The following is a 15,546-nucleotide window of genomic DNA, read 5'->3' on the forward strand; positions in this document are numbered from 1 at the left end:
GATCCATTTCCGATGGCCTGCCCCATGTCCCAGCTTTCCCGCCCGCTTGTCGCCGCCTTCCTCAGTGCCTCCATCCTGACCGCCTGCGGCGGCGGCGGGTCTTCCGCCTCGGCGCCCGGTGGCGTCACCGTGACGGCGGGCGAGAACCAGGTCTCCCTCAACTGGAATGCCGAATCCGGCGTCGAGTACTGGTTGTGGTTCAAGGAAGGCAGCACGGTCGCCCCCGGCGACAAGACCGCCAGCTACCGCCTCAAGGTCAGCCCGCCCTATCTCCTCACCGGCCTGACCAACGACACCCAGTACGCCTTCAGCCTCAACGGCCGCAAGGATGGCGGCGAAGGCGGCCCGGGCTCCAGCCCGCTCACCGCCACCCCCCGCCTGGCTGCGAGTTCGTGGACCACCGGTGGCACCCTCGGCAGCGGCCAGACCCTGCGCAGCGTCGCCTACGGCCTCACCACCAGCAGCTCCAGCACCTATTCATATGTCGCGGTCGGTGACCGCGGCGCGATCTTCCGCACCCCCGATACCGACGCCGGCCGCCACTACGTCTCCAGCGCCGCGTTGAGCTGGATCACGCCCACCGGCACCGCCGTCGATTCGAGCATCGACCTCAAGGCAGTGGTGTATTCCACCGGGATCGCCAAGTACATCGCCGTGGGCTCCGGCGGCAACATCGCCTACAGCACCGACATCAGCAACTGGACCACCGTGCCCAGCGCCACCACCGGCACCACGGCCACGCTCAACGCCATCGCCTCCAGTGGTTCCACCGTGGTTGCGGTGGGCGACAACGGCACGATCCGCTACTCCACCAATGGCACTAGCTGGTCGGCTCCCGCGTCGGTCACGCCGGCCGTCACCGCCAACCTGCGTGGCGTCACCTACTCCACCAAGGGCGTCTGGGTGGCAGTGGGCGCCGACGGCACCGTGCTCACCAGCACCGACGCCAGCAACTGGAGCGCCACCACCCAGTCCGGGCAGCTCACCGCCGTGTCGACGGTGGCCACCACCACCAACAGCGTGACCACCTACTACTTCGTGGCCGTCGGCTCGGATGGCACCGTGCTGACCAGCACCGATGCCAGCACCTGGACCACCATGGTGCTCGGCGCCTCCCTGCGCACGGTGGCCGCCGGTACCCGCCTGGTGGCGATGGGCAGCGATGGTGCCATCTACACCCGCGAGCTCACCGGCACCACCTGGACCGCCCAGGCCAGTCCGCTGCCGACCACCGCCATGAACGGGCTCATCTACGCCCAGAACATCTACACCGCGGTGGGTGCCAACAGCAGCAGCGTCTACGCCTACTGAGACCTGCCCGACCGGATCGCACCTTCTGCGTGCGGCCCGGTCCACCGAGTGGAGCCGCCATCCCTGGCCGCTCCACTTTTCACTTTCCAAAGCCCTTTCACATGCCGTCCTCGTCCGCCAACGCCTCCTTCCTGTCCCGCTCCCTCAGCGCGGTGTGGCACCCCTGCACCCAGATGAAGCACCATGAACAGCTGCCCCTGATCCCGATCGCCCGGGGAGAAGGCGCCTGGCTGCATGACATGGATGGCCGGCGCTACCTGGACGGGATCAGCTCCTGGTGGGTCAATCTGTTCGGCCACGCCAATCCGCGCATCGGCAATGCCATCAAGGCCCAGCTCGACACCCTGGAACACGTCATGCTGGCCGGCTTCACCCATGAGCCCGTGGTCGAGCTGTCGGAACGCCTGGCAGCCCTCACCGGCCACCACCTGGGCCACGCCTTTTACGCCTCCGACGGCGCCTCGGCCACCGAGATCGCCTTGAAGATGAGCGTGCATTACTGGCGCAACCACGGCCAACCGGGCAAGAACCGCTTCGTCAGCCTCGATGGCAGCTACCACGGTGAAACCGTGGGCGCCCTGGCGGTCACCGACGTGGCTATCTTCCGTGACGCCTACGCACCTCTGGTGCGCGGCAGCACCAGCGTCGCCAGCCCCGACGCACGCCTGGCTGCGCCGGGCGAGAGCGCGGCCGACGTGGCCCGTCGCGCCGCCGCTGCACTGGAAGCCCACCTCTCCGCACATGCAGAGGAAACCGCCGCCCTGATCGTCGAACCCCTGGTCCAGGGAGCCTCCGGCATGGTCATGTACGACCCGGAATACCTGCGTCTGGCCCGTGCCCTGTGCGACCGTTACCGGGTACACCTGGTGGCCGACGAGATCGCCGTGGGCTGTGGCCGTAGCGGCAGCTTCTTCGCCTGTGAGCAGGCCGGCATCCAGCCCGATTTCCTGCTGCTCTCCAAGGGCATCTCGGGCGGCTACCTGCCGTTGTCCATCGTGCTCACCACCGACGAGGTGTTCGCCGCCTTCTACGACGACGACACGGCCCGTGGCTTCCTGCACTCCCACTCCTACACCGGCAATCCCCTGGCCTGCCGGGCCGCCCTGGCCACCCTCGACATCTTCGAGCAGGACGACGTGATCACCACCAACCGGCACAAGGCCGCCCGTCTGGGCGCGGCCTTCGGTGCCACGGTCGGCGGCCACCCGTCGGTGCGCCACCTGCGTCAGCGCGGCATGATCCTCGCCTTCGACGTGGCCGATGCCCCCGCCGGCTTCTCCCGCCGCTTCTTCGCCGAAGCCCTCGAGCGCGAGCTGCTGCTGCGCCCCATCGGCAACACCGTTTACACCATGCCGCCCTACATTCTGGACGACGGCGAGATCGACTGGCTCGCCGCCCGCTGCGGGGAAGCCCTGGAGGCCAGCCTTGGCTGAGCGCCCCGATCCCCTCGACGAAATCCGCAGCAGCCTGGCAGACCTGGATGCAGCGGGCCTGCGCCGCCGCCGCCGCATCGTCACCACCCCCTGCCGGCCCGACACCCGCCTGGCCGACCGCGACGGCCCGGTTCTCGCCTTCTGCTCCAACGACTACCTGGGCCTGGCCGCCGAATCGGCGCTGGGCCAGGCCCTGCAGGCCGGCGCCGCCCGCTGGGGCTGCGGCTCCGGAGCCTCCCACCTGGTCAGCGGCCACTATGCTGCTCACGAAGCGCTCGAAGCCCGGCTGGCCGGCTTCGTCGGCATGGAGGACGCCCTCTACTTCTCCACCGGCTACATGGCCAACATCGGCGTCATGCCGGCCCTGGTCGGCCGCGGTGACGCCATCTTCGCCGACAAGGTCAATCACGCCTCGCTGGTCGATGGTGCCCTGCTGTCCCGCGCCGAGCTGATCCGCTACCCCCATTGCGACCTGGCCGCCCTCGAAGCACGCCTGGCGGCCTCCACCGCGCCACGCAAGCTGATCGTCACCGACGGCGTGTTCAGCATGGATGGCGACATCGCCCCCCTGCCCGGACTCCTTGCCCTGGCCGAAGCGCACCGTGCCTGGCTGCTGGTGGACGATGCCCACGGCTTCGGGGTGCTGGGCCCCGGCGGACGCGGCTGCCTGGCCCACTTCGGCCTCGCCTCGCCACGCCTCATCTACATGGGCACCCTCGGCAAGGCTGCCGGCGCAGCCGGCGCCTTCGTGGCCGGACAAGGGGAGGTGATCGACTGGCTGATCAACCGCAGCCGCAGCTACATCTTCACCACCGGCGCCCCGCCGGCCCTGGCCGAAGCCCTGCTGACGGCCGTGGACCTCATCGAACACAGCGACGCGCGGCGTACCCACCTGGACGCCCTCATCGCCCGCCTGAAGGCCGGCCTGCACCTGAAGCGCTGGCAGCTGCTGCCCTCCGACACCCCCATCCAGCCCCTGGTCATCGGCGACAATCACGAGACCCTGGCGGTCTCCCGCGCCCTCGACGCCGAAGGCCTGTGGGTACCGGCGATCCGCCCGCCGACCGTACCCAAGGGGGCCGCCCGCCTGCGCATCACGCTCTCCGCGGCGCACAGCCTTGAGCAGGTGGACCGCCTCACCGACGCACTCAAGCGGCTGGAGGCCCGGGGCGCATGAGCACCGCCACGAGCCCCCTGCGTCCGCTGGTGCTGCTCCATGGCTGGGGCCTGTCGGCGGCCGTCTGGAAGCCTCTGCTCGGCCACCTCCAGCCGCAGCGTGCCGTACACCTGCCGGACCTGCCGGGCCACGGCAACGCGGCCCCGGCCGGCGAAACCCTCGCCAGCTGGGCCGATGCCCTGCTCCCCGCCCTGCCGGACGACGGCGTCCTCGTCGGCTGGTCATTGGGTGCCCAGCTAGCCCTCGAGCTTGCCCAGCGCCATCCGGAGAAAGTTGCCCGCCTGGTGCTGATCGGGGCATCACCTCGCTTCACGATGTGCGAAGACTGGCCCCACGGCCTGTCCGGCGCGACGCTCGATGACTTCCGGGCCCAGTTCGACAGCGCACCGGAGGCCACCCAGCGCCGCTTCGTCGCCCTGCAGAGTCTCGGCGACCGCGCTCGGAAGCAGGTAGCCAACACCCTCACCGACAGCCTCACCCCGGCCGATTCCAGCCACCACGCGGCTCTTGCCAACGGCCTGCGCCTGCTCGCCGAAACCGACCTGCGCCCCCGGCTTTCCCGGATCGCCCAGCCAGCACGCCTGCTGCATGGCAGCGAAGACAAGCTGATGCCGGTCACCGCCGCCGAGTGGCTGGCCGGTCAGCTCCCGGGTGGCCGTCTCAGCGTCTTCGGACAGTCCGGCCATGCCCCCTTCCTGTCACGCCCCGCCGATTGCGCGGGCCTCATCGAGGGCTTTGCCGATGAGTGACGCCCCCGCCCCGAAGCACGCCGTACGCGCCGCCTTCGACAAGGCCGCCGATGCCTACGATGCGGTGGCGGCCGTGCAGCGCAGCGCCTGTGACCGCCTGCTCGATCTCGTCGCGGCCACCCCGAGCTGCCAGCCTGGACGCATCCTCGATGCCGGCACCGGCACCGGCTATGCCCTGCCCGGCCTGCAGCGCCTGTTCCCGGCTGCGGCGCTGATCGCCCTGGATTTCGCACCGGCCATGCTCAAGCGCCAGCCCGCCGGGCTGGCCCTGCCCCTGTGCGCCGACCTCGAACACCTGCCGCTGGCAGACGCCAGCCTCGACGCCCTGTGGTCCAGCTATGCGCTTCAGTGGTGCGCGCCGCGCCAGGCCCTGCCGGAACTGGCGCGCAGCCTGCGGCCGGGTGGTCAGCTGTGGCTCGCCTCGCTCGGCCCGGGCACCCTGCAGGAGCTGCGCGACGCCTTCCGTCACGTGGACCAGGACGAGCATGTGCTGAGCTTCCAGCCACCGGAAGTCCTGGAAGATGCGGCCGAAGATGCCGGCCTGCGCATCCTCACCAGCGAACGGGACACCCTGCACGCCTGGGCGCCCGACCTGCGCGGCCTGCTGCGAGACATCAAGACCCTGGGCGCCCACCAGACCGGCGCACCGCGCCGGCGCGCACCGCTCGGCAAGCAGGCCTGGAGCCGGCTGGCCGCCGCCTATGAAGTCCACCGCACGCCGGCCGGCCTCCCCGCCTCCTACGACACCCTCTGGATCATCGCTGAAAAGAAATGACCGCCTACTTCATCACCGGCACCGACACCGAGATCGGCAAGACCTTCGTCACCTGCACCCTGCTGCACAGCGCACGCCGGCAAGGCCTGCGCGCCCTCGGCATGAAGCCCGTCGCCGCCGGCGCAGAAACGATCAACGGCGAATCCCTCAACGAGGATGCCGCCCGCCTGCGGGCCGCCGGCAGCTTCGACCCGGGCCTGGCACTGCTCAATCCCTATTGCCTGGCCAGCCCCATCGCGCCGCACATCGCTGCCGCCGAGGAAGGCGTGCAGATCGAGGTGAGCCACATCCTGAAGGCCTTCGAGGCCCTGCGGACGCAGGCGGATGTGGTGCTGGTGGAGGGCGTTGGAGGCTTCCGGGTGCCACTGGGTGATGACTACGACACCGCCGACCTGGCCCGCGACCTGGGCCTGCCGGTGATCCTGGTGGTGGGAATGCGCCTGGGTTGCATCAACCACGCCCTGCTCAGCGCAGAGGCCATCGCCGCGCGCGGCCTGCAACTGGTGGGCTGGGTTGCCAACCAGGTGGATCCGGCGATGCTGCGTTTCGACCAGAACCTGGAAGCCCTGACCCGCCGCATGCCGGCACCCTTGATGGGCGTGGTGCCCTTCCAGGCAGACGGAGACGCCGCGGCCGCGGCTGCCGGCCTGCGTCTACCGGCCTGAGGCGCGTCCCTGGCGGAGCTGCTCGAACAAGCACACTGCCGCCGCCACCCCCACGTTGAGGGACTCCATGCCCCCGGGCATGGGAATGATGATGCGGCGGGTGGCCAGCGCCGCCACCCCGTCCGACAAGCCCTGCCCCTCTGAACCGAAAAGCCAGGCCACCGGCCCGCCCAGATCGATGTCGTAGAGATCGGTGGCATCGACCAGGTCGGCGGCCAGGATCTGGCCAGGGTAGCCGGCCAGCGTCGCGGCCGCCTCCACGCCTTCGCGGATGTCGAGATGGAAATGGGCCCCCATCGCGGCCCGCAAGACGCGGGGCGACCAAGCCTGGGCACAACCCGGAGTCAGCACCACGTCGCGCAGGCCCACCGCCGCGGCAGTGCGCAGGATGGTCCCCAGGTTGCCTGGGTCCTGCACCGCATCAAGGACCACGCAGTTGCCCTGCACCGGGGCCGCAGGCGAATCGGGAATCTCCACCCGGGCCAGCACGCCGCTGGGTGAGTCGACCGGGCTGATCTGCGCGAACAGCCGGTCCGGCACCTCGACCAGGCTGTCCGGTGTGCAGCGAGCCAGCAAGGATTCGATCTCGGGCTGCAGACGTCCGCTCTCGCTGACCACCACCTGCAGCGGCGCCACCCCATGCTGCAGCGCGACTTCAAGCAGATGGGTGCCGTCTAAAAGGGTTTCCCCGGCCTTGCGTCGGTCCCGGGCCGAACCGGCCAGCGCCTGGAGGTGCTTGATCGCCGGATTGTCCCTGGAACTGATGTGCTTCACGATCAGACAGCCAGCCCGAGGGTGGCCACCGCCACGGTGAAGGTGCCGAGCAGCAGATTGATGCCGACCCGCTGGCGGATCCGGTTGAGCGCCGATGCGCCCTGGGCCCAGCTCTCGGCGGCCACCGCCTGCTGCAGCGCCTGCCAGGGGCCAAACCAGATGCTCGCAAAGACGGCCACCATCACCAGCCCGATACCCGCCATGGCATGCCAGGCCACCGGCGCCTGGGCAAAGCCAGTGGCACCGAGCATGGCGAAACCGGAGCCGACGATCAGCCCGATGGCCAGCCACACCACCCGGAAGAAACGCCCGAGCACACCACACCACAGGGTCAGGCGCTGGGCCGGCGGCAACTCCAGGGCCGCGGGGCGCAGGCAGAAATGGGCAAAGGCCATGCCGCCCACCCACAGGATCACACCGGCAAGATGCAGGAAAAGCAGCGCATGATGGAATTTCACTTCAGGTCCTCGTCGGTCCACAGGGGTGGGTTGGCGATGATGTCATGCACCGGCGCAAAACTGCGCCGGTAGATCTCGCAGGCGCCATGGGCGCGCAGGGCCTTCAGATGCGCCGCTGTGGGATAGCCCTTGTGGCCGGCCAGACCGTACTGGGGATAACGCTTGTCCAGTTCGACCAGCTGGGCATCCCTGGCCGTCTTGGCCAGGATCGAGGCGGCCGAGATCTCCTGGACCAGCGCATCGCCCTTGACGATGGCCTCGCAGGGTATGTCCAGCTGCGGGCAACGGTTGCCGTCCACCACCACCTTGTCCGGGCGACGGGCCAGGCCGGCCACGGCCCGCTGCATGGCCAGCATGGAGGCATGCAGGATGTTGAGGCGGTCGATCTCGGCGACGCTGGCTTCGGCGATGGCCCAGGCCAGGGCCTTCTCGCGGATCTCCAGGGCCAGCTTGTCGCGACGCTTGTCAGAGAGCTTCTTGGAGTCAGCCAGGCCCACGATGGGCCGGGCCGGGTCGAGAATGACCGCGGCGGCCACCACCGGCCCGCACAGGGGCCCACGGCCGGCCTCGTCCACACCACACAGCAGGATCACCGGGACGCTCCGCGGAGGTAGGGCAGGATCGCCGCGGCTGCCCGGGCTGCGGTGTCCTGGCGCAGGGTCTGGTGCATCTCGGTGAAGGTCCGGACCAGCTCCGCCGCCTTCTCCTTGTCGGTCAGCCAGCTGTCCAGGGCATCCGCCAGGGCCTGGGGCGTCGCCGCGTCCTGCAGCAGTTCGGGCACCACCTCACGCCCAGCCAGCACATTGGGCAGCCCCACCCAGGGCAGGTAGGCCATGCGCCGCATCAGCCGGTATGACCACTTGCCGATGCGGTAGGTAATGACCATCGGCCGCTTGAGCAGCGCGGCCTCCAGGGTGGCCGTACCGCTCGCCACCAGCACCACATCGGCGGCGGTCATGGCGTCCACCGCATGGCCGAAGAGGATGCGGATGGGCAGGTTGAGATGGGCGTGCCGCGCCAGCGCCTGCTCGAACAGCAGGCGCGTCTCACGGGTGGTCAGCGGCACCAGGAAACGTGCTTCGGGATGGCGCTCATGGAGATTCGCCGCCGTGGCGATATAGGTATCCGCCAGGTTGCGCACCTCGGACTGGCGGCTGCCCGGCAGGAAGGCAAAGACCGGCACGCCATCGGGGATCTGCAGCATCTCCCGGGCGCTGGCCCGGTCTGGATCGAGCGGGAATACATCGGCCAGCGGATGGCCGACATAGCTCACCGGTACGCCGGCCGTCTTGTAGAGCTCGGGCTCGAAGGGAAACAGGCAGAGCATGTGGCTCACCGAACGGGCGATGCCCTTCAGCCGCCCGCGCCGCCAGGCCCAGATCGAGGGGCTGACGAAATGGATGGCCGGTATGCCCCGGTCCTTCAGACGCTTCTCGAGCCACAGGCTGAAATCCGGTGCGTCGACGCCAATGAAGGCCGACGGTGGATCGGCGAGCAGTTGCTTGAGCAGGGTCCGGCGGATACCGGAGAGTTCCCGGTAGTTCTTCAGCGCATCCACGTAGCCGTGGACCGACAGCTTCTCGGCCGGCCACAGGGCCTTGAAGCCCATGGCCTGCATCTTGGGACCGCCGATGCCGAAGAACTCCGCGTCCGGCAAATGGCGCTTGAGCGCCTGGATCAGGTGGCTGGCAAGGAGGTCGCTGGACGCCTCGCCCGCCACCATGGCGATGCGGACACCCATGGACTAGCGGACGAGGCCACGCCCGGAGTCGGCGATGAAATCGGAAAACTGCTGGAGTTCAGGCGCTGAGGCAGCCGCCTCGGCGATCTGCCGGCGCGCCTCGTCGAGGGTCAGGCCGCTGCGGTAGAGGGTCTTGTAGGCCCGCTTGATGGCGGCGATGCCTTCAGCGCTGTAACCGCGGCGTTTGAGCCCTTCACTGTTGATACCGTGGGGCGAGGCCGGGTTGCCGGAGACCGTCACGAAGGGCGGCAGATCCTGCAGCAGCACCGTACCGACGCCGCAGAAACTGTGGGCACCCACCCGCACGAACTGGTGCACGCCGGTAAAGCCGCCCAGGATCGCCCAGTCGCCCACCGTGACGTGCCCCGCCAGGGTCGCGTTGTTGGCGAAGATGGTGTTGTCGCCAACGCTGCAGTCGTGGGCCACATGCACATAGGCCATGATCCAGTTGCCGTTGCCGACCTTGGTCAGGCCGCCGTCCTGGATGGTGCCGGTACTGAAGCTGCAGAACTCGCGGATGGTGTTGCCATCGCCGATCTCCAGGCGAGTCGGCTCATTCGCGTACTTCTTGTCCTGGGGCTCGGAGCCGAGGGAACAGAACTGGAAAATCCGGTTGTTGCGGCCGATCCGGGTATGCCCCTCGATCACCACGTGAGGGCCGACGGTCGTACCCTCACCAATCTCGACGTGCTCGCCGATGATCGAGTAAGGACCGACCTGCACACCTTCCGCGAGGCGCGCTGCCGGGTGAACGATGGCGGTCGGGTGAATGCTCATCGCTTGATCGCGCACATGAATTCGGCCTCGGTGGCCAGTTCGCCACCGACCCGCGCCACCGCCTTGAACTTCCAGATGTTGCGCATCTTGCGCACAATCTCGGCTTCCATGACCAGTTGGTCACCCGGCACCACCGGACGCTTGAAGCGCACGTTGTCGACCGACGCGAAATACACCGTGGAATCATCGTCCGGCGCCGAACCGTCGGTCTTGAAGGCCAGGATCGCAGCGGTCTGGGCCATGGCTTCAATGATCAGCACACCCGGCATGACCGGGTTGTGAGGAAAATGCCCCGGGAAGAACGGCTCGTTGATCGTCACGTTCTTGAGGCCCACCACCCGCTTGCCCAGCTCCAGCTCGGTGATCCGATCTACAAGCAGGAAGGGGTAACGGTGCGGGAGATAACGCTTGATCTCGTTGATGTCGATGATTTCGCTCATGATTTCTTTTCCAGTTCGGCGAGCTTTTTCTCGAGCTCACGCACCCGCTCGGCCATCGCATCGAGGCGACGCAAGTGGGAAAAATTCCTGACCCAGTCTGCATGGGTCTGAATGGGAACCAGCGAGGTGTATACGCCAGCCTTGTCAATGGACTTGGTGACATTGGTCGCGGCGGACACAACTATGTCATCGGCCACCTCAAGATGCCCCGAGAAGCCGGCCTTGCCGCCGACCATCACGCGCTTGCCCACCTTGGTACTGCCGGCAAGGCCAGCCATGGCAGCCATGATCGTGTCGTCACCCACCTGGCAGTTGTGGGCCACGTGGATCAGGTTGTCGAGCTTTACGCCGTTGCCGATGACCGTGTCGTCCAGCGCCCCCCGATCGATGGTCGTGTTGGCGCCGATCTCCACGTCGTCGCCCACCAACACCCGGCCGATCTGGGGGATCTTGACCCAGCGGCGCTCAGCATCGCGGGCGAAGCCCAGCCCGTCGGCACCGATCACGGCACCCGAGTGCAGGATGGCGCGGGCGCCGATCACACAACCGTCGTAGATCTTGACCCCCGCATGCAGCAACGAATCCGCACCGATCACCACACCGTCGCCGATCACGCAGCCGGCACCGATCACGCAGTTCTCGCCGATCCGGCAATCCTGGCCGATGACCGCATTGGCACCGACGCAAACCGACGGATGCAGTTCGGAAGCCACCACCGCGCCCGCCTGCAAACCGGCGACAGGACGCTTCGGCGGGTTGAACAGCTGCGCGGCCCGGGCGAAGTACAGATAGGGGTCAGCGGTAAGGATCCGCGGCCTGTCGGTCAGACCGGCGGCCTTCGGCGTCAGGATGAAGGCCGACGCCCGGCTGGTGGCCAGCGCAGCCCCCAGTTTTGGATTCGACAGGAAGGCCAGCTCACCCTCGGCGGCCGCTTCGATGGATGCGATCTGGCGAATCCGCACCGCGGGATCGCCGACAAGCTCGCCACCGAGCCGACCTACGAGCTCGTCAAGGGACAGTTCCATCCACGCCGCCCTATTTGCTGGCTTCGCTGAGCGCCTTGATCACCTTGTCGGTGATGTCGATCCGGGGGCTGGCATACACCGCTTCCTGGAAGATGATGTCGTACTTGTCCGCTTCCGCGATCTGCTTGATCGTACGGTTGGCGCGCTCGAGCACGCTGGCCAGCTCCTCGTTGCGGCGCTGGTTGAGATCCTCGCGGAACTCGCGCTGCTTGCGCTGGAAGTCGCGGTTCAGGTCATTGAACTCACGCTCCTTGTTGCGACGCTCGGCCTCACCCATGGTCATGCCATTCTTCTCGAGGGCTTCCTGCATGCCCTGAAGCTGCTTGGCCAGTCGCTGCAGGTCCTGGTCACGCTTCTCGAATTCCTTTTCCAGCTTCTGCTGGGCCTTCTTGGCAGGCGTTGCCTCTTTCATCACCCGGTCGGAATTGACGAAGCCGACTTTGACCGCGTCAGCCGCGGCTACCTGGGCAAACCCGGCCAGCAGAAGCGCTGCCAGGGTGGAAATACCGATACCTTTCACTCAAACCTCCGTCTGCAAGCTATGTGCTGCGACCATCAGAAGACCGTGCCCAACTGGAACTGGAACTTCTGGGTCTTGTCGCCTTCTTCCTTCTTGAGTGCCTGGCCCAGACTGAACTTGAGCGGCCCCACCGGGGAACTCCAGGAAAATGCCAGACCGGCACTGTATCGCAAATCCGACGCACGAACCTTGTCGTCCGCTGCCCAGACGTAACCGGCATCGGCAAACAGCGACAGCCGCATCGATTTGTCCTTCTGGGAGCCAGGCATCGGAAAATAATACTCTGCGTTCCCAACCACGCGCCGATTTCCGCCGAGGGCACGGACATAGCCGTTGGTATCGGTATAGCGCGGACCGAGGGTGCTCTGCTCGTAGCCACGCACCGAGCCGATGCCGCCAGCGTAGAAGTTCTTGTAGAACGGCAGCTCCTTGCCGTCATAGCCATGGGCGTAGCCGATGTCGCCATTCAGCATCAGGGCATAGCCACCGCCAAAGGGAATCCAGTACTGATGCTGGTAGTTACCCCGGATGTAACGCATGTCCAGCACTGGCGTCGCCACCTCGACGGAGGCGCGCTGATACACCCCGGAGGTGGGATACAGGAAGCTGTCGCGCCGGTCACGTGCCCAGCCGGCCGTGACGAGCAGGCTGCGGGCAGTATCGCCAAACGTATTGACGAAATTCACGTAAGGCGCGGGACTCGAATCGTAGACCTTGATGGTGGTCTGATCGACTGACAGGCCAAAGTTGATCCGGTCGTCCTCGGCGATCGGATAACCAAAGCGCACGCCACCACCGATGGACGAGCTCTTGTAGGTTGCCACCGACAGCGAGGTTGGATCGACGTTGCGCTGATAGATGTCCCAGCCCACGCTGACACCGTCGATGGTCCAGTACGGGTTGGTGAAGGACAGCGCGATGGTCTTGTTGATCTTGCCGGTGTTGAGCTGCAACGTCATCGCGTTGCCCGTGCCAAACAGGTTCTGCTGCGAGATCGACGCAGACAGGATGATCTTTTCGGCACTGGAGAAACCCGCACCCAGCATCAGGTTGCCGGTGGCACGCTCCTTGACGGTGAAGTTGGCATCGACCTGGTCGGTGGAGCCTGTAACCGCCGGGGTCTCGATGGTGACTTCGTCGAAGTAACCGAGGCGATCAAGGCGGACCTTGGAGCGGTTGAGCGCCTGCCCGTCGTACCACGCACCTTCCATCTGACGCATCTCGCGGCGCAGCACCTCATCGCGGGTCCGTGCGTTGCCGGCGAAATTGATCTTGCGCACGTAAACGCGACGCCCCGGATCGACGAAGAAGGTGAAGGTGACCTCGCGCTTCGCCTTGTCCACCTCGGGCGCGGCATTGACGTTGGCAAACGCATAGCCGGCGTTGCCGAGACGATCGCTGATCGCCTTGGTGGTGGCCGTGACGTTGTCCCGCACGAAAGTATCCCCGGCCTTGAGCTTGACCAGCTGCTGGAGCTCCTCTTCGGGCACCACCATGTTGCCAGCCAGTTTCACGTCGGAGACGGTGTACTTCTCGCCCTCGGTGATGCTGAGGGTGATGTAGATGTCCTTCTTGTCCGGTGTGATCGACACCTGGGTGGAGTCGATGTTGAAGTCGAGGTAACCCCGGTTGAGGTAATGGGTACGCAGCGCTTCGATGTCGGCAGAGAGCTTCTGCTTGGAGTACTGGTCACTCTTCGAATACCAGGTCATCAGGCCCGGCGTGGTCAGGGAGAATAGCTCGACAAGCTCCTTCTCCTTGAAGACCTTGTTGCCGATGATGCTGATCTGCCGGATCTTGGCGGCCTCACCTTCGACGACATTGAAGTTGACGCCAACCCGGTTCCGCTCGAGCGGAGTGACCGTAGTGGTGATCTGCACGCCGTACAGGCCCTTCGACAGGTACTGGCGCTTGAGCTCCTGCTCTGCGCGTTCGAGCACCGCACGGTCGAAGATCCGGGACTCGGCCAGCCCCACTTCCTTGAGGCCCTTCTTGAGCGCCTCCTTGTCGAATTCCTTGATACCCACGAAATCGACTTGCGAGATCGCCGGACGCTCGTCCAGAACGACCACGATCACGTCCTTGTCGACCTCGACACGAACGTCCTTGAAGAACCCGGTGGCAAAGAGGGCCTTGATCGCCTGCGCCGCCTTGTCGTCCGTGAAGCGCTCGCCCACCTTGACAGGCAGATAGCTGAACACGGTACCGGCTTCGGTACGCTGGATCCCCTCGATGCGGATGTCTTTGACAATGAACGGCTCGAAGGCCAGAGCGGGAGATGCCACGAAAAGCGCAGCGATCACCCCGGGAAGAAGCTTGGATTTCATCCGATTTCAGCTTGCAACAAGGCGGTTGATGTCGTTGTAGAAGGCGAATGCCATTAGCGCCGCCAGCAGGACCATACCGATCTGCTGGCCGATCTCCATAACCCGCTCGGAAACCGGGCCGCCCTTGATGATCTCGATCACATAATACAGCAAGTGCCCACCATCGAGCACAGGGACCGGGAGCAGATTGAGGACCCCAAGGCTGATGCTGATGAGCGCCAGGAACTTGATGTAATGAGACCATCCCATGCGGGCGGACTGGCCTGCAAAATCTGCGATCGTGACGGGACCGCTCAGATTTTTGACGGAAACCTCGCCGATAAGCATGCGCCCCATGACCGTCAGGCTCAACGCGCTGGTATCCCAGGTCTGACGCAGCCCCTTGCCCAGGGCATCAAGGCTGCCGTAGCGCACGGTCACGAACATGAGCTCACGCCGGATGTCGGCATCGGCCACCGCCACACCGATCCGACCGATGGTGCGCCCGCCCTCCTCCACCGCGCTGGGAACCACATTCACGACAAGGGGGGCACTACCCCTCAAGGCCTCCAGCTCGAGCGGCCGACCCGGTGCATCACGGACAGCAGAGACCAGATCGGACCAGTCATCCACCTTGAGCTCTCCCACCCGAAGCACCCGATCACCCGTACGCAAGCCCGCAGTTTCTGCAGCACCGCCGGGAACTAGGCGCCCAAGAACAGCTGGCACCCGCGGCCGATACAGCGTCAGCCCGACCTGATGGGCCACATCCTGCTCACCCTGATCCACCACGGTGGCAGCCAGATCGACGCGCCGGAAGGCAATCTCACCCTCCGCGTTGATCGTCTCGATGACCACCACCTGCTTTTCGAGCGCCTGGTTGAGCAGCATCCAGCGGAAGTCCTGCCAAGTCTCAACCTCGCGGCCCGCCACACTACGCACCAGCTCACCCTGCTCAAAACCCGCGCGCTCGGCCAGGCTGCCAATCTCCGGCGGCCCGAGACGCGGGCGCAGCTCCTCAACCCCACCGGTGTAGAGCCCCCAGTAAAGCGCAATGGCGAGAATGAAGTTGGCCAGAGGCCCGGCGGCCACGATGGCGATACGCCGCCAGACGTTCTGGCGATTGAATGCACGATGCAGCTCGAACGCTTCGACAGGCGCCTCGCGCTCGTCGAGCATCTTGACGTAACCGCCCAGGGGAAAGGCCGACAAAACCCATTCAGTCTGATCAGGCCCGGCACGCTTGACCAGCAGCGGCTTGCCGAAACCGAGAGAAAAACGGAGCACCTTCACGCCGCACAGTCGCGCCACCGAATAGTGCCCGAACTCATGGACGACAATCAGGATGCCCAGCGCCAGCAGGAAGGGCAGGATGTAATCCAGCAGCCCCATGCC

Annotated in this window: 16 protein-coding genes; 6 read left to right on the forward strand and 10 right to left on the reverse strand. The window is 66.3% G+C overall.

The genetic code is table 11. The features are described from left to right. The first annotated feature begins 24 nt into the window (after nucleotides 1-24). The 6 genes from HHL15_RS06315 to bioD all read left to right on the forward strand — a co-directional run bounded on the left by HHL15_RS06315 (nucleotide 25) and on the right by bioD (nucleotide 6,110). A complete protein-coding gene (locus HHL15_RS06315; RefSeq protein WP_169144997.1) occupies nucleotides 25-1,311 on the forward strand; it encodes a WD40/YVTN/BNR-like repeat-containing protein in 1,287 nt (428 codons plus the stop codon). Between the two features lie 101 nt (nucleotides 1,312-1,412). Continuing rightward, nucleotides 1,413-2,744, forward strand: coding sequence for an adenosylmethionine--8-amino-7-oxononanoate transaminase (gene bioA, locus HHL15_RS06320; RefSeq protein ID WP_169144998.1), 1,332 nt, complete (start codon nucleotides 1,413-1,415; stop codon nucleotides 2,742-2,744). Then, on the forward strand, nucleotides 2,737-3,921 hold the full coding sequence (bioF, locus tag HHL15_RS06325; protein WP_169144999.1) for an 8-amino-7-oxononanoate synthase: 1,185 nt from the start codon (nucleotides 2,737-2,739) through the stop codon (nucleotides 3,919-3,921). The genes bioA and bioF overlap by 8 nt, the downstream gene beginning before the upstream one ends. Further along, complete coding sequence (locus HHL15_RS06330; protein WP_169145000.1) at nucleotides 3,918-4,670, forward strand: alpha/beta fold hydrolase; 753 nt, start codon at nucleotides 3,918-3,920, stop codon at nucleotides 4,668-4,670. The genes bioF and HHL15_RS06330 overlap by 4 nt, the downstream gene beginning before the upstream one ends. After that, nucleotides 4,663-5,445: a methyltransferase domain-containing protein gene (locus HHL15_RS06335; RefSeq protein ID WP_169145001.1), complete on the forward strand. Its 783-nt coding sequence runs from the start codon at nucleotides 4,663-4,665 to the stop codon at nucleotides 5,443-5,445. Before HHL15_RS06330 ends, HHL15_RS06335 begins: the two co-directional genes overlap by 8 nt. Further along, nucleotides 5,442-6,110 (forward strand): dethiobiotin synthase, encoded by a 669-nt coding sequence (gene bioD / locus HHL15_RS06340; RefSeq protein WP_169145002.1) that lies wholly within the window; start codon nucleotides 5,442-5,444, stop codon nucleotides 6,108-6,110. The genes HHL15_RS06335 and bioD overlap by 4 nt, the downstream gene beginning before the upstream one ends. On the opposite strand, the gene HHL15_RS06345 is transcribed toward bioD, so the two are convergent. Genes HHL15_RS06345 through rseP form a run of 10 tightly spaced genes read right to left on the reverse strand, consistent with a single transcriptional unit; the run spans nucleotide 6,099 to nucleotide 15,543 of the window. After that, entirely contained in the window at nucleotides 6,099-6,884 is a 786-nt protein-coding gene (locus HHL15_RS06345) for a TrmH family RNA methyltransferase (RefSeq protein WP_169145003.1), read from the reverse strand. The two genes, bioD and HHL15_RS06345, sit on opposite strands and share 12 nt — an antisense overlap. A 2-nt stretch (nucleotides 6,885-6,886) precedes the next feature. Further along, nucleotides 6,887-7,342, reverse strand: a complete 456-nt coding sequence (locus HHL15_RS06350; protein ID WP_169145004.1) for a CopD family protein — start codon at nucleotides 7,340-7,342, stop codon at nucleotides 6,887-6,889. Then, nucleotides 7,339-7,935: a ribonuclease HII gene (rnhB, locus tag HHL15_RS06355; RefSeq protein ID WP_169145005.1), complete on the reverse strand. Its 597-nt coding sequence runs from the start codon at nucleotides 7,933-7,935 to the stop codon at nucleotides 7,339-7,341. Before rnhB ends, HHL15_RS06350 begins: the two co-directional genes overlap by 4 nt. Then, nucleotides 7,932-9,083 (reverse strand): lipid-A-disaccharide synthase, encoded by a 1,152-nt coding sequence (lpxB, locus tag HHL15_RS06360; protein WP_169145006.1) that lies wholly within the window; start codon nucleotides 9,081-9,083, stop codon nucleotides 7,932-7,934. Before lpxB ends, rnhB begins: the two co-directional genes overlap by 4 nt. 3 nt (nucleotides 9,084-9,086) lie before the next feature. After that, nucleotides 9,087-9,860: an acyl-ACP--UDP-N-acetylglucosamine O-acyltransferase gene (gene lpxA, locus HHL15_RS06365; protein WP_169145007.1), complete on the reverse strand. Its 774-nt coding sequence runs from the start codon at nucleotides 9,858-9,860 to the stop codon at nucleotides 9,087-9,089. Then, a complete protein-coding gene (gene fabZ / locus HHL15_RS06370) occupies nucleotides 9,857-10,288 on the reverse strand; it encodes a 3-hydroxyacyl-ACP dehydratase FabZ (RefSeq protein WP_169145260.1) in 432 nt (143 codons plus the stop codon). The genes lpxA and fabZ overlap by 4 nt, the downstream gene beginning before the upstream one ends. A gap of 8 nt (nucleotides 10,289-10,296) precedes the next feature. Continuing rightward, nucleotides 10,297-11,325, reverse strand: coding sequence for a UDP-3-O-(3-hydroxymyristoyl)glucosamine N-acyltransferase (gene lpxD, locus HHL15_RS06375; protein WP_169145008.1), 1,029 nt, complete (start codon nucleotides 11,323-11,325; stop codon nucleotides 10,297-10,299). Between the two features lie 10 nt (nucleotides 11,326-11,335). Beyond that, nucleotides 11,336-11,836: an OmpH family outer membrane protein gene (locus HHL15_RS06380; protein WP_169145261.1), complete on the reverse strand. Its 501-nt coding sequence runs from the start codon at nucleotides 11,834-11,836 to the stop codon at nucleotides 11,336-11,338. Between the two features lie 44 nt (nucleotides 11,837-11,880). Continuing rightward, complete coding sequence (gene bamA / locus HHL15_RS06385; RefSeq protein WP_169145009.1) at nucleotides 11,881-14,172, reverse strand: outer membrane protein assembly factor BamA; 2,292 nt, start codon at nucleotides 14,170-14,172, stop codon at nucleotides 11,881-11,883. Nucleotides 14,173-14,178: 6 nt separating this feature from the next. After that, nucleotides 14,179-15,543, reverse strand: a complete 1,365-nt coding sequence (gene rseP / locus HHL15_RS06390; protein WP_169145010.1) for an RIP metalloprotease RseP — start codon at nucleotides 15,541-15,543, stop codon at nucleotides 14,179-14,181. Nucleotides 15,544-15,546: the final 3 nt, after the last annotated feature.

It is taken from the genome of Zoogloea dura (assembly GCF_012927165.1).
GTDB lineage: Bacteria > Pseudomonadota > Gammaproteobacteria > Burkholderiales > Rhodocyclaceae > Zoogloea > Zoogloea dura.

Coding starts and splice junctions, on each gene's coding strand:
- HHL15_RS06315 (WP_169144997.1), top strand. CDS start 25: ATGTCCCAGCTTTCCCGCCCGCTTGTCGCCGCCTTCCTCAGTGCCTCC.
- bioA (WP_169144998.1), top strand. CDS start 1,413: ATGCCGTCCTCGTCCGCCAACGCCTCCTTCCTGTCCCGCTCCCTCAGC.
- HHL15_RS06330 (WP_169145000.1), top strand. CDS start 3,918: ATGAGCACCGCCACGAGCCCCCTGCGTCCGCTGGTGCTGCTCCATGGC.
- HHL15_RS06335 (WP_169145001.1), top strand. CDS start 4,663: ATGAGTGACGCCCCCGCCCCGAAGCACGCCGTACGCGCCGCCTTCGAC.
- bioD (WP_169145002.1), top strand. CDS start 5,442: ATGACCGCCTACTTCATCACCGGCACCGACACCGAGATCGGCAAGACC.
- lpxB (WP_169145006.1), bottom strand. CDS start 9,083: ATGGGTGTCCGCATCGCCATGGTGGCGGGCGAGGCGTCCAGCGACCTC.
- lpxA (WP_169145007.1), bottom strand. CDS start 9,860: ATGAGCATTCACCCGACCGCCATCGTTCACCCGGCAGCGCGCCTCGCG.
- lpxD (WP_169145008.1), bottom strand. CDS start 11,325: ATGGAACTGTCCCTTGACGAGCTCGTAGGTCGGCTCGGTGGCGAGCTT.
- bamA (WP_169145009.1), bottom strand. CDS start 14,172: ATGAAATCCAAGCTTCTTCCCGGGGTGATCGCTGCGCTTTTCGTGGCA.
- rseP (WP_169145010.1), bottom strand. CDS start 15,543: ATGGGGCTGCTGGATTACATCCTGCCCTTCCTGCTGGCGCTGGGCATC.